This window comes from Achromobacter sp. NFACC18-2, assembly GCF_900108985.1.
Taxonomy (GTDB): Bacteria; Pseudomonadota; Gammaproteobacteria; order Burkholderiales; family Burkholderiaceae_B; genus Achromobacter.
Genome location: NZ_FNYM01000023.1, coordinates 1 through 19,671, shown reverse-complemented (window position 1 = coordinate 19,671; position 19,671 = coordinate 1). Strand labels below are relative to the sequence as shown.

General features: G+C 67.1%; 21 protein-coding genes, 1 tRNA gene and 1 riboswitch. Of the genes, 5 read left to right on the top strand and 17 right to left on the bottom strand.

All coding sequences use genetic code 11. The annotated features are described in order from the left end of the window. Positions 1-5: 5 nt before the first annotated feature. The 3 genes from BMW75_RS26525 to BMW75_RS26515 all read right to left on the bottom strand — a co-directional run bounded on the left by BMW75_RS26525 (position 6) and on the right by BMW75_RS26515 (position 3,085). The gene (locus tag BMW75_RS26525; RefSeq protein ID WP_092582527.1) at positions 6-1,019 is read right to left on the bottom strand and encodes a LysR family transcriptional regulator; all 1,014 of its coding nucleotides are present in this window, start codon (positions 1,017-1,019) and stop codon (positions 6-8) included. 45 nt (positions 1,020-1,064) lie between these two features. Further along, positions 1,065-1,868 (bottom strand): N-formylglutamate deformylase, encoded by an 804-nt coding sequence (gene hutG / locus BMW75_RS26520; RefSeq protein ID WP_092582526.1) that lies wholly within the window; start codon positions 1,866-1,868, stop codon positions 1,065-1,067. Between the two features lie 173 nt (positions 1,869-2,041). Then, complete coding sequence (locus tag BMW75_RS26515; protein WP_092582525.1) at positions 2,042-3,085, bottom strand: LacI family DNA-binding transcriptional regulator; 1,044 nt, start codon at positions 3,083-3,085, stop codon at positions 2,042-2,044. A 141-nt stretch (positions 3,086-3,226) separates the two neighbouring features. On the opposite strand from BMW75_RS26515, the gene BMW75_RS26510 reads away from it, so the two are divergent. The 4 genes from BMW75_RS26510 to BMW75_RS26495 all read left to right on the top strand — a co-directional run bounded on the left by BMW75_RS26510 (position 3,227) and on the right by BMW75_RS26495 (position 7,233). Continuing rightward, entirely contained in the window at positions 3,227-4,579 is a 1,353-nt protein-coding gene (locus BMW75_RS26510) for an MFS transporter (protein WP_092582524.1), read from the top strand. Continuing rightward, positions 4,576-5,955, top strand: coding sequence for an amidase (locus BMW75_RS26505; RefSeq protein WP_092582523.1), 1,380 nt, complete (start codon positions 4,576-4,578; stop codon positions 5,953-5,955). Before BMW75_RS26510 ends, BMW75_RS26505 begins: the two co-directional genes overlap by 4 nt. Positions 5,956-6,050: 95 nt before the next feature. Continuing rightward, positions 6,051-6,734: a MarC family NAAT transporter gene (locus BMW75_RS26500; protein WP_092582522.1), complete on the top strand. Its 684-nt coding sequence runs from the start codon at positions 6,051-6,053 to the stop codon at positions 6,732-6,734. A gap of 316 nt (positions 6,735-7,050) precedes the next feature. Then, entirely contained in the window at positions 7,051-7,233 is a 183-nt protein-coding gene (locus BMW75_RS26495) for a hypothetical protein (protein ID WP_139208602.1), read from the top strand. Between the two features lie 39 nt (positions 7,234-7,272). On the opposite strand, the gene BMW75_RS26490 is transcribed toward BMW75_RS26495, so the two are convergent. Continuing rightward, positions 7,273-8,478 carry a DesA family fatty acid desaturase gene (locus tag BMW75_RS26490; RefSeq protein ID WP_092582520.1) on the bottom strand — a complete coding sequence of 402 codons (1,206 nt, stop codon included), beginning with the start codon at positions 8,476-8,478 and terminating at the stop codon, positions 7,273-7,275. A gap of 161 nt (positions 8,479-8,639) precedes the next feature. Continuing rightward, positions 8,640-9,926 (bottom strand): LLM class flavin-dependent oxidoreductase, encoded by a 1,287-nt coding sequence (locus BMW75_RS26485; protein WP_175493274.1) that lies wholly within the window; start codon positions 9,924-9,926, stop codon positions 8,640-8,642. A 193-nt stretch (positions 9,927-10,119) separates the two neighbouring features. Continuing rightward, positions 10,120-10,226, top strand: a riboswitch (TPP riboswitch). A gap of 99 nt (positions 10,227-10,325) precedes the next feature. Here BMW75_RS26485 and BMW75_RS26480 point away from each other — a divergent pair. After that, a complete protein-coding gene (locus BMW75_RS26480) occupies positions 10,326-11,777 on the top strand; it encodes a sodium:solute symporter family protein (protein ID WP_092582518.1) in 1,452 nt (483 codons plus the stop codon). Between the two features lie 86 nt (positions 11,778-11,863). Here BMW75_RS26480 and BMW75_RS26475 read toward each other — a convergent pair. From BMW75_RS26475 to recT, 12 genes are all read right to left on the bottom strand, one after another. After that, positions 11,864-11,939, bottom strand: a tRNA-Ala gene (locus tag BMW75_RS26475). Positions 11,940-12,009: 70 nt separating this feature from the next. Then, on the bottom strand, positions 12,010-12,792 hold the full coding sequence (xth, locus tag BMW75_RS26470; protein ID WP_092582517.1) for an exodeoxyribonuclease III: 783 nt from the start codon (positions 12,790-12,792) through the stop codon (positions 12,010-12,012). Between the two features lie 132 nt (positions 12,793-12,924). Then, complete coding sequence (locus BMW75_RS26465) at positions 12,925-13,143, bottom strand: helix-turn-helix transcriptional regulator (protein ID WP_092582516.1); 219 nt, start codon at positions 13,141-13,143, stop codon at positions 12,925-12,927. After that, positions 13,143-13,346, bottom strand: a complete 204-nt coding sequence (locus BMW75_RS26460) for a hypothetical protein (RefSeq protein ID WP_092582515.1) — start codon at positions 13,344-13,346, stop codon at positions 13,143-13,145. The genes BMW75_RS26465 and BMW75_RS26460 overlap by 1 nt, the downstream gene beginning before the upstream one ends. A 159-nt stretch (positions 13,347-13,505) precedes the next feature. Further along, positions 13,506-14,015 (bottom strand): class I SAM-dependent methyltransferase, encoded by a 510-nt coding sequence (locus BMW75_RS26455; protein ID WP_175493273.1) that lies wholly within the window; start codon positions 14,013-14,015, stop codon positions 13,506-13,508. After that, the gene (locus tag BMW75_RS26450) at positions 14,008-14,787 is read right to left on the bottom strand and encodes a hypothetical protein (RefSeq protein ID WP_092582514.1); all 780 of its coding nucleotides are present in this window, start codon (positions 14,785-14,787) and stop codon (positions 14,008-14,010) included. The genes BMW75_RS26455 and BMW75_RS26450 overlap by 8 nt, the downstream gene beginning before the upstream one ends. Next, positions 14,784-16,799, bottom strand: a complete 2,016-nt coding sequence (locus BMW75_RS26445; RefSeq protein ID WP_092582513.1) for a DNA cytosine methyltransferase — start codon at positions 16,797-16,799, stop codon at positions 14,784-14,786. The genes BMW75_RS26450 and BMW75_RS26445 overlap by 4 nt, the downstream gene beginning before the upstream one ends. Positions 16,800-16,801: 2 nt before the next feature. Then, a complete protein-coding gene (locus BMW75_RS29900; protein ID WP_256381728.1) occupies positions 16,802-16,936 on the bottom strand; it encodes a hypothetical protein in 135 nt (44 codons plus the stop codon). Then, on the bottom strand, positions 16,933-17,385 hold the full coding sequence (locus BMW75_RS26440) for a hypothetical protein (protein WP_092582512.1): 453 nt from the start codon (positions 17,383-17,385) through the stop codon (positions 16,933-16,935). The genes BMW75_RS29900 and BMW75_RS26440 overlap by 4 nt, the downstream gene beginning before the upstream one ends. An 87-nt stretch (positions 17,386-17,472) precedes the next feature. Next, on the bottom strand, positions 17,473-17,859 hold the full coding sequence (locus BMW75_RS26435) for a Gp49 family protein (protein ID WP_092582511.1): 387 nt from the start codon (positions 17,857-17,859) through the stop codon (positions 17,473-17,475). Between the two features lie 36 nt (positions 17,860-17,895). Continuing rightward, positions 17,896-18,420 (bottom strand): hypothetical protein, encoded by a 525-nt coding sequence (locus BMW75_RS26430; RefSeq protein WP_092582510.1) that lies wholly within the window; start codon positions 18,418-18,420, stop codon positions 17,896-17,898. A gap of 79 nt (positions 18,421-18,499) precedes the next feature. Then, positions 18,500-19,501, bottom strand: a complete 1,002-nt coding sequence (gene recT, locus BMW75_RS26425; RefSeq protein WP_092582509.1) for a recombination protein RecT — start codon at positions 19,499-19,501, stop codon at positions 18,500-18,502. Between the last annotated feature and the right edge of the window lie 170 nt (positions 19,502-19,671).

The window sequence follows — 19,671 nt, the reverse complement described above, 5'->3', positions numbered from 1 at the left end:
CGCGCCTAGCGCCGCAGGCTGCGCCAGAGCGTGGCCGGCGGCAGGCCGAGGGCCGGGGCGAGCTCCTTGTGGATCAGGCGTTCCATCGCCATCAGGATCACGTCCCGCGCCTCGGCGGGCAGCTTGCCCACTTCCTGCTGGCGCGCGGCCAGGTACAGCGTGCGCGACAGGCTGGGATCGTCCGCGCGCGTGGCGCCCAGGTAGGGCGCCAGCGGCAGCACGCGCAACTGATCCAGGAAGTGGCGCGACTGCCAGATGCACAGCGGGGTGCTGATGCCGAATCCCAGGCCGGCCGTGACCAGACTGAGCAACGGATCGGTGTTGTCGAATTCGTAGGTGCGCTCGATCATCACGCCGTGCGATTCGACCAGCCGGTCGATTTCGGCGCCGATGAACGAGCGGGCGCTGTAGCGGATGAACTGGGCGCGCTTGCCCAGTTCCTTGAGCGTGTCGAGCCGGTCCATGTTCATCGACCGCGGCACGATCAGCACATAGGGTTCGCTGAACAGGCTGTACTTGCGGATCGTGGGCTTGCCGGCCGACGCGCTGGTGGTCACCACCAGGTCGAGCTGACGGTCTTCCAGCTGCTTGTCCAGCACCGGGGTGATGCCGGACCACAGGCGGATCTGGCGCGACGCGCCGGACAGCCCGTGGATCAGCGTCGGCCCCAGCGTGCCCGCGAACGAGTCCACGCAGCCGAACCGCACGATGTTGCGCTTGGCCCGGCTGAGATTGCGCACGCTCTCGGTCATGTCGCCGGCCTGCGCCAGCAGGCGCGCGGCGTGTTCGAACAGCAGCTCGCCCGCGGGCGTGGGCCGCGCCGGGCGGGTGCTGCGGTCCAGAAGCTCGGTCGACATGGCGGCCTCGAGCTGCTTGATCCGCTGCGACACCGCCGCCTGCGAAAACCCCAGCAGACGCGCCGCGCCCGAGACCGAGGCGGCTTCGACCACCGCCACCCAGGTCAGCAGCAGGCTCCACTCGGGATAGTTTTCCGTGGTGCTGAATGAAAAGCGGTTCATGGCGGCGTCCTGCTCGCGGCGCGCAATCGGTGTCTGCGCGGGGTGTCAGCGCGGACGCGCGACGGTCTGGCGCAAGGCGGCCGTCACCATGCCTTCGACCACCGGAATGACCTTGTCGGCCAGGTCGGGGCGATAGCCGTACGGGTGGGTCTCGTCCATGTAGGTGGACTGGCACATCTCGAGCTGGATGGCATGCACGTTGTCGGCCGGCGCGCCGTAATGGCGCGTGATGTAGCCGCCCTTGAAGCGGCCGTTGACGGCCCAGGTGTAGTCCTTGCAATCGTCCAGCCGGGCCTGCACGGCGGCCAGGATGTCCGGCGCGCAGGCGGCGCCGTCGGACGTGCCGATGTTCAGGTCGGGCAGCTTGCCCTCGAACAGGCGCGGCAGCACGCTGGCGATGGAATGCGCTTCCCACAGCAGCACGGTGCCGTGCTCGGCCTTGATGCGGTCCAGTTCTTCGCGCAGCTTGGCGTGGTAGGGCTTCCAGTAGGCGTCCAGGCGGTGCGCGCGTTCCGCGTCCGTCAGCACGGCCTCGTCCTGGTACAGCGCCTCGCCGCGAAACGTCTGGGTGGGGCACAGGCCGGTCTTGGTCTGGCCGGGGTACAGGCTTTCATCGTTGGGCGGGCGGTTCAGGTCCACCACATAGCGCGAGTAGCGCGCGCCCAACACGGACGCGCCCAGCGCCTCGGCGAAGCGGTACAGCGTGTCCAGGTGCCAGTCGGTGTCGCCGGACTGCAGGGCCAGCGGCGTCATCTGCGGACGCTGCGCGTCGGGAATCTGGCTGCCGAGATGGGGAATGGAGATCAGCAGCGGCGCGGCGCCGCGGCTGAAGTGATAGAGGTCGCTCAAAGGGAAACTCCGGGGTGGCAAGGGCTAAGGCAATGGCGATGCGCCGCGGCACAGCCGCGGACGGCGGACGTTCGTATGCTAGGCAGCACGGCCCGCCGCGCGTTTTGCATCAGTTTAATGGATGTTGATGATCAGCCCCGCTGATGCAATGGGCCGGGGAGCCGCGGCGCGCGTCAGCCCGCAATCCTGCGGTTGCTGCTGTCGCGCACCACCAGCGAAGGCGCCAGCCGCTGGCTTGGCGGCTGGCCGCCGGCCAGCTTCTGCAGCAGCAGCTCCAGCCCCAGCCGGCCCATCTGGTGCATCGGCGAATGAATGGTGGTCAGGCCGATGGGCAGGGCGCCCGCCAGCGGCGTGTCGTTGTAGCCCACGATGGCGACGTCGCGGCCCGCCTCCAGGCCGTGGTCGCGCGCGGCGCCCATCACGCCGACGGCCAGGAAGTCGTTGACGGCGAAGATGGCGGTGGGACGGTCGGCCGTGTCCAGCAGCCGGGCGCCCAGCGCCCGGCCCGCATCGGTGTCGAAGGGGCTGGCGATGCGCCAGTGCGCCGGAACCTCCACGCCGTGGCGCGAGCAGTAGTCCAGGAAGCCATTGGACCGGTCCCGGCCCGTGCTGGCGAAGGGTTCGCCCATCATGACGGCGATGCGCCGGTGGCCCATGGCCAGCAGGTGTTCGGCAGCCAGGCGTCCGCCCTCGATGTCGTCGCAGGTGACGGCGCAATGGCTGCCGGCGTGGCGGCTGACCAGCACGAACGGCACGTCGCGGGCCGCCAGGTCGGCCAGCAGCGGATTGGGCGGCGCGTCGTCCGGACCGCTGTGCGCGTCGCCCAGGATCAGGCCATCGACGCGGCGCGCGACGGCCATGTCGATGAGCTTGCGCTGCTTGTCGGGCACGTCCTGGGTGTTCGACACGAAGGTCAGGTAGCCGTGTTCGGCCGCGGCTTCGTCGATGCCTTCGTAGATGGTGGCCAGCACCATGTCGGACAGTCGGGGCACCAGCACGCCGATGGTGCGGCTACGCCGCGTTTTCAGGCTGGCCGCATGGGGATTGGTCTGATAGTGCAACTCGGCGGCAAGCGCCCGGATGCGTTTCACGGTGTCCGGCGCGGCGGCGCCGCGCGCGTCGTCTTCGGATCCGTTCAGGACCCGCGACACGGTCGAAACGTTCAAACCGAGCTGCCGCGCCAGGCTTTGCAGGGTGACGGGGCGCGTTTTGTTCATGGGGCTGGAGGATACACGCGGAAATAGCGCAGGGGCGCGCATGGCGGCAACCTAGGGTTTACACCGAATCGATTTTTGGTTTTTTACCCCGTAGCATTGCCCGACCCAAACGTTTGGGTAAACCGATTGGATCGAAACGCTATGACAACTGAAAGCCAGAACTCCCGGTTCAGGTACCGGATCTTCACCATGGTCGTGCTGCTGGCGCTGATCAACTACATCGACCGCGGCGCCATGTCCTATGCCGCCGCGCACATCACCGGGGAATACGGCCTGGACCGGGGCGAGTGGGGCTCGGTGCTGGGTTACTTCGGTTACGGCTACATGGTCGGCGCGCTGTTCGGCGGCATGCTGTCCGACCGCTACGGCCCGCGCAAGGTCTGGATCGTGGCCGGCATCGCATGGTCGCTCTTCGAAATCGCCACCGCCTGGGCGGGGGACTTCGGCCTGGCCTTCCTGGGCGGGTCCGCGCTGGCGGGCTTTGCCACCATCCGCATCCTGTTCGGCGCCGCCGAGGGACCGGCGTATTCGATCATCAACAAGACCATCGCCAACTGGGCCACGACGCGCGAACGCGGCTTCGTGGTGGGCTTTGGCCTGCTGAGCACGCCGCTGGGCGCCTTGCTGACCGCGCCGGTGGCCGTGGGCCTGCTGACGCTGACCGACAGCTGGCGCGCCATGTTCTTCGTGCTGGGCGGGGCAGGGCTGGTCGTGCTGGTGTTCTTCATGCGCATCTTCACCGACCGCCCCGAAACCAATCCCCGCGTTTCCCCGCAGGAACTGGCAGAGATCCAGGCGTCGCGCGTGCAGTCGGCCGCCGCCGCAGCCGAGGCGCCCGGCGCGCCGGCGTTGCCCTGGTGGAGCTTTTTCCGCAGCAAGACGCTGGTGCTGAACACGCTGGGCTATTTCTCGTTCATGTACGTGAATTTCCTGTTGCTGACCTGGACGCCCAAGTACCTGCAGGACAACTTCGGCTACAGCCTGTCCTCGCTCTGGTACATGGGCATGATCCCGTGGGTGGGCGCCTGCTTCACGGTGCTGCTGGGCGGCCGCATTTCGGACCTGCTGTTCAAACGCACGGGCAGCCTGAAAGTCGCGCGCAGCTGGTTCGCCGCGGGGTGCCTGCTGGCCACCACGCTGTGCTTCCTGCTGGTGTCGCAGGCGCAGTCGGTGTTCGCCGTGATCGCCCTCATGACGCTGGCCAATGCGCTGAACGCCTTGCCGAACTCGGTCTACTGGGCCGTGGTGATCGACACCGCGCCCTCCAACCGCGTCGGCACCTTCAGCGGCCTGATGCACTTTTTCGCCAATATCGCGTCCATCCTGGCGCCCACGCTGACCGGCTACCTGACCGCCCGCCACGGTTATTCGGTGATGTTCATTGCGGCATCGGTCGCCACCGCGGTCGGCATGTTCGCTATGCTTCAGGTGCGTCCCGGCGTCGGGCCCCGCATGCCCGCCCGCCCGACGCTGCAACCTGGAGCCGCCAAATGACCGACCGCAGTGTTTCCGTCCCTCCGCTGGCCGTCGAGCCCGGCTTCTTCCGTGGCCGCACCGTCGCCGACCTGCAGCAGGCTATGGCCGACGGCGGGCTCACCGCGCAGGATCTGGTGCGCCACGCCGGCGCGGCGATCGAACGGCTCAATCCGCAGCTGAACGCCTTCGTCCACGTGGACATCGACGCCGCGCTGGCCGCGGCGCGCGAACGCGACGCCGAACGGGCGCAGGGCAGGGTCCGCGGGCCCCTGCACGGCATTCCGGTCGCGATCAAGGACAACGTCGATACGGCGGACATGCCCACCACGATGGGGGCGGCCCACTTCCTGGGCCACCGTCCGGGGGCGGACGCGCGTTGCGTGGCGCTGCTGCGCGAGGCCGGCGCCATCGTCGTGGGCAAGACGCTGACCCACGAATTCGCCTACGGTCCCACTGGCGATCGCAGCGCGCAGGGCGCCTCGCGCAATCCCTGGCGGACCAGCCAGATCACCGGCGGCTCCAGCGCGGGCAGCGCCGCCGCCGTGGCCGCGGGCATGGTGCCGGTGGCGCTGGGCACCGACACCGGCGGCTCGGTGCGCGTGCCATCCGCGCTGTGCGGCCTGGTCGGCTTCAAGCCCACGCATGGCCGCATTGCGTCCGAGGGCGTGTTCCCGCTGTCGCCCACGCTGGAAGATCCCGGCGTGCTGGGCAATTGCGTGCAGGACGCGCAAATGTTCATGCTGGCGCTGAGCGCGGGCGCCATGGCCCCAACGGCTGGCGGCGATGACGCGCCGCGCGTGGCCTGGGTGCCCAACGCGCCATTCGCGATGGACGATGCGGCGGTCACGGCCTGCGTGCGCGCGGCGGCGCAGCGCCTGGCCGGCGGCCCGCTGAACGAGGCCCCGCAGGTCACCCGCCATGCGCGCGCGCTGCAAACCGCGCTGGGCGCCATCCAGCGCGCCGAAGCCTACGAAGTGCACGCCGAACGCGTCGACAGCCAGCCGGAGAAATTCGACCCGGAAGTGCTGGAGCGCCTGCGCGCGTCGCGCGGGGTGCTGGGCTGGGAATACGTACGCGCCCTGAAGGAACGAACCCGGCTGCAGGCCGAGTTCGCGCGCCTGTTCCAGGAATTCGACGTCCTGGCCATGCCCGCCGTTGCCATCACCGCGCCCGCGCTGCAGCAGCGCAGCGTGGCCGGTCCGGGCAGCGCAGGCGTGCGCGAGACCCTGCTGGGCCTGACCAATCCGTGGAATGTGCTGGGGCTGCCGGCCATCAGCCTGCCGGCGGGCTGGGTGAACGGCCTGCCCGTCGGCCTGCAGCTGGTTGCGGCGGCAGGCGCCGACGAGGCCTTGCTGGCGCTGGCGGCGCGCCGCTGGCATCCGCCGGGGGAATGATGCGCAAAGGCTGGTAAGGTAGAGGCGCGTGGCGCACCCCGCCGGCCGGGGTCCGATTGTGCGGGCGCGTGCCGCGCCCACTCTAGCGAGCCTCCATGACCGATGAACTGATCCAACTGGCCAAGCTGGTCAGCCTGGGCCTTGCGCTGATGCTGCCGCTGGCCAATCCGCTGACCTCCATGACGCTCCTGTTGTCGCTGGGCCAGCAGATTCCCTTCAAGGAGCGGCAACGCCAGGTCACCCAGGCGGCGTTCTACGTGGTCGGCATCATGCTGGTGACGTACTACGCCGGCGCGCTGCTGATGAATACCTTCGGCATCTCCATTCCGGGCCTGCGCATCGCGGGCGGCCTCATCGTGGTGACCATCGGCTTCAGCATGCTGTTCCCCTCGGACCAGCCGCGTGCGCTGGAAGCCGAGGCGGCGGCCGACGCGCTCGAGCGCCAGAGCCCCAACATCGCGTTCGTGCCCCTGGCGCTGCCGGGCACGGCGGGGCCAGGCACCATCGCCATGATCATCAGCGGCGCGGCGTCGGTGGATACCGCCATCGCGCCCGATTACGCCAGGTGGGTCGTGGCCGTGACGCCGATCATCGTGTTTTCGCTGCTGGGCGTGCTGTTCTGGGTCTGCCTGCATTGGGCGGGCCGAATCGTGGCGGTGATCGGCAAGAGCGGCGTCGAAGCCATTTCGCGCGTCATGGGCTTCCTGCTGGTGTGCATGGGAGTGCAGTTCGTCATTAACGGCGTGCTCGAAATCATCGGCAAATATCCGAACGTGTGAACAGCCCTCCCTTTTGTCCGAAAAGGTCCGAAACGGGCTTGGCTGGCTGCTGTAACAAGGTAATGTGGAGTACATTGCGGTGTTGAAACTCATTTCGCAATGGCGTGGCTGCCTGGCTACGCGTTGCAGCGGTCTTGCAAGACCGAATCATGACTGCTTACCTCGTTCAGTCGGACGCGGGGACCAGCCCCGGGCCGATGTTGCATCCTGACTTGTCGCATCCCTCCAGTTACGCCTTTTGCATTGCTTCCGTGACCGCCGTTGCCGGCAGCCGTCGCACGGCCTGCGCGCGCGCCTGCCCATGCCGGAGGCCGCGATGACGGCCTGGGTATTCTGGGTCGTCGGCGCCTTGGCGGCCATGGGTTTCGTCATGGCGCTGGTGCGCCGTCCCGGCGTTGTGCTCTACGACTGGTTCGCCACGCGGGCCCGCAGGCCGGCAACCGCTGACCAGACGCAGCCTGACGGCAAGGCGCCCAAGCCGGCCACCCAGGCCGGCTGACGGGCTGCCTGTGCCGCGCCGGCCCGCCCGCGGCGGCGCTCAGGCGTAGCGCGACAGGTCCCGCGCAAATCGGGACAGGCCAGTGATGCCGCTGCCGCTGGCCTGTGCCAGCCACGCGCGCAGTTGCTGCAGCAACTGGTCGCTGCTTGCGGACGAGCTTTCCCACAGTCGGGCCAGCGCCTGCCGCATGTCCACCAGCCGCTGCAACTGCTCCATCCCGCTGAGCGCGGAGTCCAGCTGGCTGCGCTGGGGCTCGCTCAGCAGCGCTTCCTGGCGCAACAGAAACTTGCGCAGCACCGACCGGCGCCATTTGAGCGTGGCGCGCGCGTCCACCTTCCTGCGCTCGCGCAGTTCGCGCAAGGCAGTCTGCTTGAGCAGCGCGCCAAAGCGGCGCATCACGTCGTAACGGTGGGTCTGCACCGCCTCCAGCGTGCGCAGGTCCGCCGCAAGGCCGGCCTGCGTGCGGTCGCGCAGCACGCGCTTGGGCGCCACGCGGCGCACCTTGGCCAGGCCCAGGGCCTGGAGGATGCGGATATACATCCAGCCCAGGTCGAACTCATACCACTTGCTGGAGAACTTGGCCGAGGTCGCATGCGCATGATGGTTGTTGTGCAGCTCTTCGCCGCCAATTACCAGGCCCAGGGGCGACAGGTTGGTGCTGGCGTCCGGACTGGAAAAATTGCGGTAGCCGACGAAGTGCCCCAGCCCATTGACCACGCCCGCCGCCCAAAAGGGGATCCACGCCATCTGAACGGCCCACACCGTCAGGCCCAGGGCGCCGAATGCCAGCAGGTCGATGACGAGCATGATGAGGATGCCCCAGGTGCTGTGGGGGGTGTAGACATTGCGCTCCAGCCAGTCGTCCGGCGTGCCGCGGCCGTAGCGTTCCAGCGTGGACGCCATCGATGCCTCGACGCGGTACAGGTCGGCGCCGCGCAGGAACACGCGCATCACGCCATACACCGCGGGCGAATGCGGATCGCCTTCGCGTTCGCATTTGGCGTGGTGCTTGCGGTGGACCGCGACCCATTCGCGGGTCTTCATGCCGCTGGTCAGCCAGAGCCAGAAGCGGAAGAAGTGGGCGACAGCGGGATGGAAATCCACGCCGCGATGGGTCTGGCTGCGATGCAGGTAGAGGGTGGTGCCCGCAATCGTGATGTGCGTGGCCGCGAGCGTGAAGAGGACGATCTGCCAGATGCTGAAATGAAACAGGCCGTGCGCAAGAAATTCCAGGAACGATTGCATTCAAAAAACCAGGGATACGACTGTGGGGTAGCGGACGCAACGCCTGAGCCGAACCCCGCGTCGCCGCCCGGACGATTCTAGCGACCGCGCGGCGATATAAATATGGGGCCTTGTGGGTCGATCTATTGCCGGAATGGCAACAATGAAGGCTGGGCTACGGCTCAGCGTTGGGGTCTTTCCAGCCCCAAGTGGCCGCGCAGCGTGCGATGTTCATATTCGGTGCGGAACAGCCCGCGCCGTTGCAGCACGGGCACCACCTGCTCCACGAAGTCGTCGATCCCGCCCGGCAATGACGGCGGCATCAGGTTGAAGCCGTCGGCGCCTTCGTTCCTGAACCATTGCTCCATCCGGTCCACAATCTGCTCGGGCGTGCCCACCATCGTGCAGTGGCCTCCGCCGGCCGCCAGCCGGCCCAGCAACTGGCGCACGGTGGGCTGTTCGGTTTCGATGATGCGCAGGATGGTGGCGTAGCGGCCCTTGGGGCCGGTGAATTCGGCCAAGGGGGGCAGGGGCGGCACCGGCGCATCCAGTTCCCAGCCGGTGCAGTCCTGCAGCACGAACATGCCCAACTGGCGCAGCGAGGCGTCGCTGGGCAGCAGTTCGTCCAGTTCGCGCTGCTTGGCGCGGGCCTCGGCTTCGGTCGAGCCCACGTAGGTCACCAGTCCCGGCATGATGGGCACGAAGGCATCGCGGCCCGCGGCGCGCACGCGCTGCTTGATGTCGCGGTAATAAGACTGCGCCGCGGCCAGGTCGTAGGCCACCGCGTAGATGGCTTCGGCGCGCCGCGCTGCCAGATCGCGGCCCTGGTCCGAGGCGCCGGCCTGGAACAGCACCGGGTGGCCCTGAGGCGGGCGCGGCACGGTCAGGGGGCCGTCGACCAGGAAATGCGCGCCATGGTGATGGATCTTGTGCAGGCGGTCGGGCACGCCATAGAAGCCCGCGCGATCAATGGCCAGCGCGTCGTCTTCCCAGGAATCGAACAGCCGCAGCGCGACGTCGACGAATTCCTCGGCGCGGGCGTAGCGCCAGTCGTGGTCCGGCATGGATTCGTAGCCGTGATTGCGCGCCTCGGCGTCGAACATCGACGTCACCACGTTCCAGCCCATGCGGCCGCCCGAGATGTGATCCAGCGAGGCGACCATGCGCGCCGCGTGAAAGGGCGTGAAGAAGGTGCTGGAGACCGTGCTGATCAGGCCAATGTGCGTGGTGGTGCGTGCGATGGCCGCCATGGTGGTCAGCGGTTCCAGATACCAGCGCGGTCCATCGCCGATGTTGTCCATCGACTGCCCGTCGGCAAAGAAAATGGCGTCGAGCTTGCCGCGCTCGGCCGTGCGGGCCAGTTCCTCGTAGTAGCGGATGTCGCCCAGGCGCTCGGCCGCCGAGTCGGGGTGGCGCCAGGCCGCGCGGTGGTGGCCGCAGCCGAAAATGAACAGGTTCAGGTGCATCATGGCGATCGGCTCGTCGGTTGCGTCGTCGGGGCGGCAGCGATGGCGGGGGCGTGGCGCCTGGGCGTTTTCCTGCCCGCCCTCGGGCGCCGCAAGCGGGCGAACTTAGCATAAAACCGCTGCGCGGGCGTGCGCCAGCGGCCGCGCGCCCAGGGCGTGCCGCGTTGACATCGTCGCGCCGCTCTCCTAACCTTGCGGCAATTCCTGGGGGAGCCCTGTACGGGCTGAGATTCCGCGCCAACGCGGTAACCCTTTGAACCTGATCCGGGTAATGCCGGCGAAGGGAAGGACTCCGCAAGTCTCGCGCGCCCTCCCTGATTCCATTCATCATTCGGCCCTCCGCACGGCGGGCCGCCGCGTTGCGCGTCCGGCTCCAGGCCGTCCGCGGGAGGACCGACTTTCATGCTGACCCAAACCACCGCCCTGATGTGGCTGCTGCTGTTTTCCGGCGGCTTTGCCATCGCCAGCGTGCTCTATACGCGCCGCAAGCGCGGGACGCTGGAGGACTACATCGTGGCGCGCAACAGCCAGGGGTCTTTCGGCACGATCCTGACCCTGATGGCCTCCACATTGGGCGCCTGGATTCTCTTTTCGCCCGCCCAGGCGGCCACGTGGGGCGGGCTGGCGGCCATTATCGGCTACGCGCTGGGATCGATGTCGCCGCGCCTGGTCATGATCCCGCTGGGACGGCGCATGCGCGAACTGATTCCCCACGGACACACGCTGACCGAATTCCTGATGGCGCGCTACGGCCGCCCCATGTACGGGCTGGCGCTCTTCATCATGCTGTTCTACCTGTTCATCGCGCTGTCGGCCGAGATCACGGCCATCGCCAAGCTGGTCGCCATGCTGGCCCCCGTGCCGCTGTGGGGCACCGCCGCGATCGTGATGGGGACGACCTTGCTTTACACCAGCTATGGCGGCCTGCGTTCGTCCATCTTCACCGACCAGGTGCAGATGCTCATCATCATGCCCTTGCTGGTGATCCTGTGCTTTTTCGGCTGGCAAGTGGCGGGGGGGGCCGTGCCCACCATCGAGGCGCTGCAGGCCAAGGCGCCGCAATTGCTGGACCTGACCGATCCGGTCGGCGTGAAGGCGGGGTTGACGTTCTTCGTCGCCATCCTGCTGACCGGCATCTTCCACCAGGGCAACTGGCAGCGCATCTACGCCGCGCGCGATGCGCGCTCCATGCGCAATGGTTTCCTGCTGGGCGGGGCGCTGGCTGCGCCGTTCATTTTCCTGATGGGCCTGTTCGGCCTGGCCTTCGTCGGCCTGTCGCCCGCGGGCGACAGCTCGATCGCGCTGTTCAGCGTCATCATGCCGCACGCCCCGGCCTGGTTCGTCATCGCGTTGATCCCACTCGGCCTGGCCTTGGTCATGAGCACCGCCGACACCGCCATCAGCGCCGTGTCCAGCATCATCGCGGTCGACCTGCGCCGCCTGATGCCCAACGCCCAGGCCGGCACCATGCAGCGCCTGGCGCGCTGGCTGGTGCTGCTGATGGCGATTCCCGTCATGATCGTGGCCTCGCAGGGCTACAGCGTGCTGTATCTGTTCCTGCTGGCCGACCTGCTGTGCTCGGCCGCCGCCTTTCCCGTCTTCTACGGCCTGTTCAGCCGCAAGCACGACGGCTTCACCGCCACGGCCGCCACGATCGCGGGCCTGATCGCCGGGCTGTTCTTCTTTCCCGCGCCGGGGGACAAGCCGGTATTCCTCTTGGAATCGTTCCTGCTGGCGGCATTTGTGCCGGTGGTGGTGACGGTATTGATCCGTCTGGTGCTGCGCGGGCGCAAGGAATTCGATTTCTCGACGCTGAGCGCGGCAGTGCGCAGGCTGGATCAGGACAGGGTCTAAAGGTCTGAGAAGTACGCGGCCCCGATGGGCCGCATAAAACAAAAAAGCCCTGGACCACAAGGTCCAAGGCTTTTCCGTCTGGAATTTGGTGGAGCGGAGGAGGATCGAACTCCCGACCTTCGCATTGCGAACGCGACGCTCTCCCAGCTGAGCTACCGCCCCAAATCAAGCAAGACCAGAAATATACAGGAATTCAGTAGGCCTGCGCAACACGTTCCAGCGCATCGCCGCGTCAGGCGAACTCGAGCGTCGCAATGACCGGCGCGTGGTCGGACGGCTGCTCGTTGCGGCGGGGTTCCTTGTCGATGACGCAGGCGACGCAGCGCTTGACCAGCGGGGCGGACAGCAGCACGTGGTCGATGCGCAGGCCGGCGTTGCGGCGGAAGGCGAATTGGCGGTAATCCCACCAGCTGAACGACTTCTCCGGCTGCTCGAACAGGCGGAACGAGTCGGTCAGGCCCAGGTCCAGCAGGGAGCGCAGCGCCTGGCGCTCCGGCTCGGACACCAGGACCTGGCCTTCCCACTTCTCGGGGTTGTGCACGTCCTCGTCGGCCGGCGCGACGTTGTAGTCGCCCAGCACGGCAAGGCGCGGGAACTGCTTGATCTCTTCGGCCAGCCAGTTGCGCATGGCCTCGAACCATTCCAGCTTGTAGGTGTACTTGTCCGACCCCACCGACTGGCCATTGGGGCAGTACGCGCACACGACGCGCACGTCGCCCTCGGGGCTGGGGAAGGTCAGGGCCAGCACGCGCTGCTGGGCGTCTTCATAGCCGGGGATGTTGCGCACCATGGTCGTGCCGGGCACGCGCGAAATGATCGCGACGCCGTTGTAGGTCTTCTGGCCGGCCCAGACCGCGTGGTAGCCGGCTTCCTTGAACGCCGCTTCGGGGAACTTGTCGTCGGTGAGCTTGAGTTCCTGGATGCACAGCACGTCGACGGGGTTGGCGGCGAGCCAGTCAAGGACCTGTTGCAGGCGCACGTTCAGGGAGTTGACGTTCCAGGTGGCTAATTTCATAATTTTTGCAGACCGTTTATTCATGCGGTTCTTGGCGGTGGTGCCTTCCAAAAACCCGGCCTAGCTACTCATCTGGCTACTCATCCGGGGCGTGGTTGGCGGTCGCCGGGGACAAGGCCAGATGATACCTGCTCATGCTGCCTTCTTCTGTTTGCTCCTTTCGATCAGCGCCTGGACGCTGGCGACAGTGATCCTGGTGGCGTCGCCGATCACGACCTTTTCCAAGTCGCCGCGCTTGACCAGCCGGTAGATCATGGTGCGGGACAGGCCAAGGGCTTCCTCGGCCTCCCGCAGTCGATACAGCAGCTTCGGCGCCGCGGCGGGTGCTTGGTGTTGGGCTGCGTGTGCCATTACTGCTCCTTTAATGATGCAACGCCGCTCGGCGTGCGCGATATATGAGGCAATTCCGCCAGCAGCGCCATCGCATCGGCATAGGCCCGCATGGCGCGCTGCTCGTCGATCTGGTCGGCCCCGAGGGTTTCGGCGCACTCGCGGAGCTGGGCGGCCAGCGCGCGGTTCTCTGCTTGCAGGCGGACGACGGTTTGGTCAGTCATCAAATATCCCAATGCTTCATGTCTTCATCGGCAGCGGCTTCGGGGCCTTGACCATTCAAGCGGTTTTCCCAGCACCAGCTTGCGAGGTCGTCAGCGTGCGGTTCAGTCAGCCCCCCGTGAGAAATGAACCTCTCACGGCACCGTGCGATCCAATCCTGCTTAGACGTCGCCATTTGCGCCTCCGTCCTTGTGGTCGGGGTGGGGCTTCATGAACGTCATCCAGTGCGTGTCTGCGCGCTTTCCGCTGGGGTGGCCGAACAGAGGCTTGTGCGGCGTCAGCGCCAGAATCTGCGGTGTGCGGATCTGGATGGCGTTCCACTTGAAAATCAGGACGCCTTCAGGCTTCAGGACGCGGAAGCACTCCGCGAAGCCCCGCCGCAGATCCTCCTGCCAATCGTCCCCGAGGATGCCGTACTTGGCGCGCAGCCAGGAATCCCGGCCTGCATGCCGAAGGTGCGGCGGGTCGAATGCCACAAGCCGGAACGACTCGTCCGGGAACGGCATGGCGCGGAAGTCCATGTTCAGGTCGGGCGTGATGCTGAAGACCCGACCGTCGCACAGCGTGTGTTCCTCGCTGCGGATATCGCCGAATAGGGCGCGCTGGTCCTGGCGGTCGAACCACATCATGCGACCGCCGCAGCACGGGTCCAGGATCGTGGCTTCATGCATCGCTGCCTCCGTTCTTCTGCGCGCCCGGTTGCGCGGACAGGGCGGCACGAGCCTTCTGCACGGCAAATAACAGCGCATCCCGATGGTGTTGCAGTTCGGGGAAGTCGTCGCAGAGGCTCATGGCCTCATCGAAAGCCATCAGGGCATCGCGCACCGCCTCGCTGGCCTGGGGCGCGGCAGGGGGAGCGGTGTAAATAGGCACCAATCCCGCAGGGCGCTTGGCGTCGAATTCAACGTGCGGGCGATGCACACGGTACAGGGGAACTTCGCGATAGGGCGTCATCGGGAAGGCAAGCTGCGCCAGCGTGTCTGGATGGATATACCCTACCGGCTGCGCCTCCCCGGCTGCAGGGGCGCTTGCCCGTGCAACAAGTGAACGCCGGCGTATTTCATCGTGGACTTGCCCCTCAAGCATGGCGAATGCCCCGCTTGCGACATGAGCAAACCCTGATGCTGCGGTCTTGCTCGCGCCGTGTTTGACCGCCAAGTCATACAGGGCGTCCAGCGCACCGATCCCGTCCTTTGCTTCTCGGGTCGCTGCCGCGCGCAAAAGCCGATCTTGTCCGGCCACCGGCTCATCGGCTACAGGGGCGCGCAGCTTGGACAGCAGGGCGCGCAGGTTCGCTTTTTCGCGTTCGGCCGTTTCTAGCCCGCTGCCGTTGTCGAATGGGCCGCCAAGGAACGCCCAGGCCGATGCGAATACCTGCGCCTGTTCCATGATGGCTTCGATTTCTTGATCTGCCGCCTCGGCGGCGGGGGTGTGATCGGTCATGCTGCCTTCCTCAAAAGAAGTTCGTGCGGGGCATTGGCCTGGATAAGCGCAACCGCAGGCGGCGGGCTGACGCTGTTGCCGACCATGTGGACCTGCTGGGATTTCGTGAACAGGCGACCGTCGTGACCGTGCGTGATGATGTATTCGGGTGGGAATCCCTGCAGGTCGTACAGTTCGGCCGGCGTGAGCATCCGCAGGCGGATGTCCACGATGACGTAAGGCGTGCCCTGGATGTGGACGGTGACGAGCGCCAGGCGGTCGCGGGTTGTCAGCGTGCTGGCCGGCTCGCGCAGATCGCCCCATTGGCCGCCCTCGCCGTAGTAGCGCATCAGGAACGCCGCGACCTGGAGCGCGCCGGCCTCGTCTTCGGGGGCCAGGTCGTACTGCACCAGGCCGAAGCGCGCAGCGCCCGCCAGGACGGTCTGCGCGGGCTCGCGCATGTCCGATCCGATGACGTTCTGGCTCATCGCGGTCAGGTGCGCGGCAACGAGACCATGGTGCTGTCCGCGCGCCGCGATGCCTGCCACGGGCTCGCTGGCATCGGTGCCGGTGCTATGCCGGCGCAGCGTCGTCAGGTGCGCAGTGATGAGCTGCTGCTGACTGCCGCTGTTCGTGATGGTCGATGCGGCCCGGCGCACGTCATGGGCCGGTGTGGCGTTGTATCCGCCGTTCGCCTGGACCATGAACGCCGTCGCGGCTGAGAAACCGCCATTGCTGGCGGTCAAGGTGCCAACGGGGTCAGCCGGGTTCTTGCAACCGTAGGACCACCGACGCGCGCCGGGCTTCCCTTCGCCGTGCCCGGCCTGGACAAGGTAGCCAGACGCGAGGGCGTGCTTGATGCCGCCGGCCGTGACCGTGCCCAGCGGCTGCTGCAGGTCCAGCGAGCGGGGTGCCTGACCTTCGCGCTCGCCGTAGCCTGCTTGGATCAGAACCGGGGTAGATAGCATGAACTCGCCGCGGTGGGCGGCGGTAATCGTCTTGGCCGGCTCGCTCAGATCGTAAGCACGGTCCGCACCGTGATGAGTCGCCGGCACCAGCGCGGGCGCCACGACGGCATGCGCGCCGCCACGCGGCTTTGCCGTGATGGTGCTGATCGGCTGCCGCGCGGAATGCGATCCGTCGCGGCTCCAGTTGGCGATCGGCACGATGAAGGGATCTGCGCTATCCAGAACGTACCGCTTCATGCCGCGCGCGATGCGGCGCATTGTGGCGTCCGCCAGCGGCTTCTTGCGCCCGAAGATCGTCTTACCCTCGATGCTCCAGTCGATGCCGTCAGCGGCCGGGCGCCAGCCGCGCTGACCCTTGGAAGGCTTCTTGTGGTGCGTGGCCTGCGGCCAGACGATCGGCAGGCCGTCCCGGCGCGCCATCATGAAAAGGCGCGTGCGCGTCGTGCCGGCGCCGTAGTCGGCAGCATTCAGCTCACGCCATTCGACGATGTAGCCCATGCCGCGAAGGATCGCCACCAGGCGGTGCCAGTGCTTGCCCTGTTGCTTGGGATCGGGGACCAGGTATTGCTGTTCAACGGGTACGCGCTCGCCCGGACCGGCAACCGTGCCATCCAGCTTCACAACGCGGCGGGTCGCCGGGTCGCGTTTTGCGATGAGCCGGCCCCACTTCAGGATCTGGACCACGTTCTCCAGGCTGATGATGTCGGGCGTGACCGTGCCGGCCCAGCGCACGGTCACCCATGCCAGCGCGCGGATGTTCTTGCGGCGCGGCTGCCCTCCTTTGGCTTGGCTGTGGTCGGTGCAGTCCGGCGACAGGTGCAGCCAGCCCACCGGCATGCCGTCGGTCGCCTGGCGCGGGCAGACCTCCCAAACATCGGCGATGTAGTGCCTGGCCTGCGGGTGGTTCACCTCGTGCATGCTCAAGGCGTCGGCATTGTGGTTGATGGCGATGTGCACGTGCTGGCCAGTGGCCTGCTCATAGGCAGTGGACCAGCCACCGCCGCCGGCGAAGATGTCGACCACGATCTTGTTGTTCAGTCCGAGGACAAACTGCGGGCTCAGCATGCTCAGGCTCCGGTGATGATGGGATAGAGGAAGTAGGCCGCTGCGGCAGCGGCGGCCAGGGTGATGAGGGCGCCGATGCACAGGATCCGGCGCTGGAAGGCGCGGTCGGCGGGGCTTTCGGTCGGGTCGGCGGTCACGGGCGGGCCTCCATTTCTGCCAGGATCTGCGTCTGGCGCAGCAGGTCGGACGCGTCGGCCTGCGTCAGCCCGGCGCCAATGCGGCGCAGCGCGGGTATCTCGGCGTGCAGCGCGGCCATCAGCGGGCCGTCGATGGGCATGCCAACGTCCAGCCGTTTGGCGAGCTGGCGCAGCGCCGTGGCCTTGAACGGGCTGTCGTGGCGCGTCGCCCACATGTCGAAGAAGTCCGCCATGCCCGCAATCGCCGGCGCGCTGGCGTACCACTCGCCGTCCGCGACGCAGTGGAAGACCGGCACGCCGCGCGGATCGACCGTCACCGTGCCGTCGCGCTCCATCTGGTCGATGATGGCTTCCAGGGGCGCCAGGGTCTGCTGGGTCTTGATGAGCATGGGCAGGCGAGCCGGGCGCAGCCGGTACGCCTTGTTGCGGGGCTTGCGGGCGTGGGGCATGTCGTTCTCGGTATAGGGTGGCCGGTCACCGGCAGCGGTTTGGGGAGGTGGGGGAGGGAGTCCCGCCGCCGGGCCGGCCGAAAGGGGTTATGCCTGGGCGGCGAGACGCGAGCGCAGCTCGTAGCCCATCAGCGGCCAGATCTTCTGCACCGCGTTCTGGCGTGCGATCTTGCGGCCGATGTCGGCGTCGAAGTTCTCCGGGCTGGCGCACGCGCTTTCGCCGGTGACGGTGAAGCCGTTGCGCAGCACCAGCACGCAGAAGGTCAGCAGGCCGAGCGCGGTAGCGTCGCAGGCTTGGGCTTCGGGGCCGCCACGAAAATGCCCGTCCACGCCGTCCAGCGCGGTGAAGTAGTGGCACTCCTTGATGTTGGCCTCGATGTCGGCCGGCGTGACACGCGGCGCGGTCTTGCCCTTGGCCTGAATTTCCTGCTCGATGCCGCCGTCATCGGTGCGCGGGGAGGTGATGTTGTTCATGGACTGCTCCTAAGGGTGCTGCGTTGGGGAAAGGGGTTATTGGTCCAGGCCCAGCGAGCCCTGCTTTTCCTCGGGCGGCACCACCGTCAGCGTGGTTTCGCGGCCCAGAATCAGGGTCAGGCGCCCGTTTTCTTCGCCGGTAGGCTTGCCGCGCACGCGCCAGCCCAGGATGATCGTGCCGCCTTCCATCGGATCCACGAAGAAGCGATCAACGATGGCCTCGGCTATCACGATGTCCGTGGTCTTGCCGTTCGACTCGCCGACGCCGTAATGCACGGTGACCTCGGCGCCGATGATTTCCTTCTTGATGCGCTGACGGCCCAGCTCGGGAAAGCGCAGCACGGTCAAGCCAGGTTCGGAGCCGTCCGTGGTCTGCTGGTCGCCCTTCTTGTAGAGCAGCGAGCGCATGTCGGGCGCCAGCAGCGCCAGGGAGTCGTTGCCCATGCGGGCGCTGAAGAACAGGTCGATGTCCGGCAAGGGGTTCTCGTCCTGCAGTTCAGGACGGATTCGCATGGCGGTGAAAGTCACGGATTGGCGGTCAAGCTGGAAGGACGTTTGCATGCTCGGGTTGCTCCAGGTAGGGAAATAGGGCGGGCGGCGCCGGGGATGCCTCCGTTGTGGTGGCGCCGCCCAGGGGAGATCAGGCGGCCGGATCCAGCTCGGCGCGGCGGTTGTCGTAGGCTTTCTTCAGCGCGTCGTAATGCTCGTCGGGCGCGTCGCGGAACGCTTCGCCGGCCAGCGCCAGCGCGTCCAGGTCGGCCGCAGCGGCGATCATCTGCAGGATGGGCGCGGGGTCGAAGGTGGGCGCGGCGACGGCCGGTGCATCGTCGTCATCGTTCGGCGCGGGCGTGATGTAGTCGCCATCCAGCACGTTGTCCAGCGCCTGCGATTCGCCGCGGGCGTTCAGTTCGTCCAGCGCGGCGGCATTGGCAAGTTCGATGCTGACGGGCAGGTACTTGAACAGGCGGCGCAGGACGGTCTTGCGGCCCATTTCGGCGTAGTGCGCGCCCCAGGGGCTGTTCTCGGTCTTGCCGTAGCGCTTGGCCTGCTTCCAGCCCTGCGAAGCATCGCGGATGTCCAGCACCTGCTGATTGCTCATGACCTCGAAGGCGTGGCCGCCGCCAACCAGCTTGGCGACCGCGTAGAAGGCGATGATCTCGCCGCGGTCTTCCATTGCCGGACGATGCTCCAGGCGTTCATCCAGGCCGTAGGCGTATTCGAAATGGTCGTTGGCGCAGACTTCATGCGCGGCGATGCTCACGATCTGGCCGGAACGGCGCGCAAGGTCAATGAGGCCCTTGTAGCCCAGCACGATCTGCACTTCCGTGATTTGCTTCTGGCGGTTATCGAAGGGGATCAGGTAGGCATGGCCCAGCGGCGTGTTCGGTTCCAGGCCCAACTGCGAAACTTGCACAACGGCGCCCATCAGCGATTCCACTGTGCAATTCATCAGCTTCGGCGTGGTGCGCATGGCGCCCAGCGCGATCTTCAGCATGCGGTCGGCGCTCACGTGGCGCGGCAGCACGGCGGCCAGGGTGGCTTTCTGCGATTCCATGAACGCCTTGACTTGGCCGATGCCGGCCTGGGCGGCGACCATCTTGGAGGTCTTCTTGAGATCCGCGAGGGAGGTGGTTTGGGACATGATCGGTCCTGTTATTCGTCGGTGAGCGCCCAAGCGGGCAGGGAGACTTGATGGATGCCGGTGCCGTGTCCCGGCCATTCGTTGGAGGCGAGGCAGGCGGCGTAGGTGGTGAGGTCGCGGCGGACCTGCTGCGCGCCCTGGTGCTTGCTGGCGGCGTCCAGCATCACGGC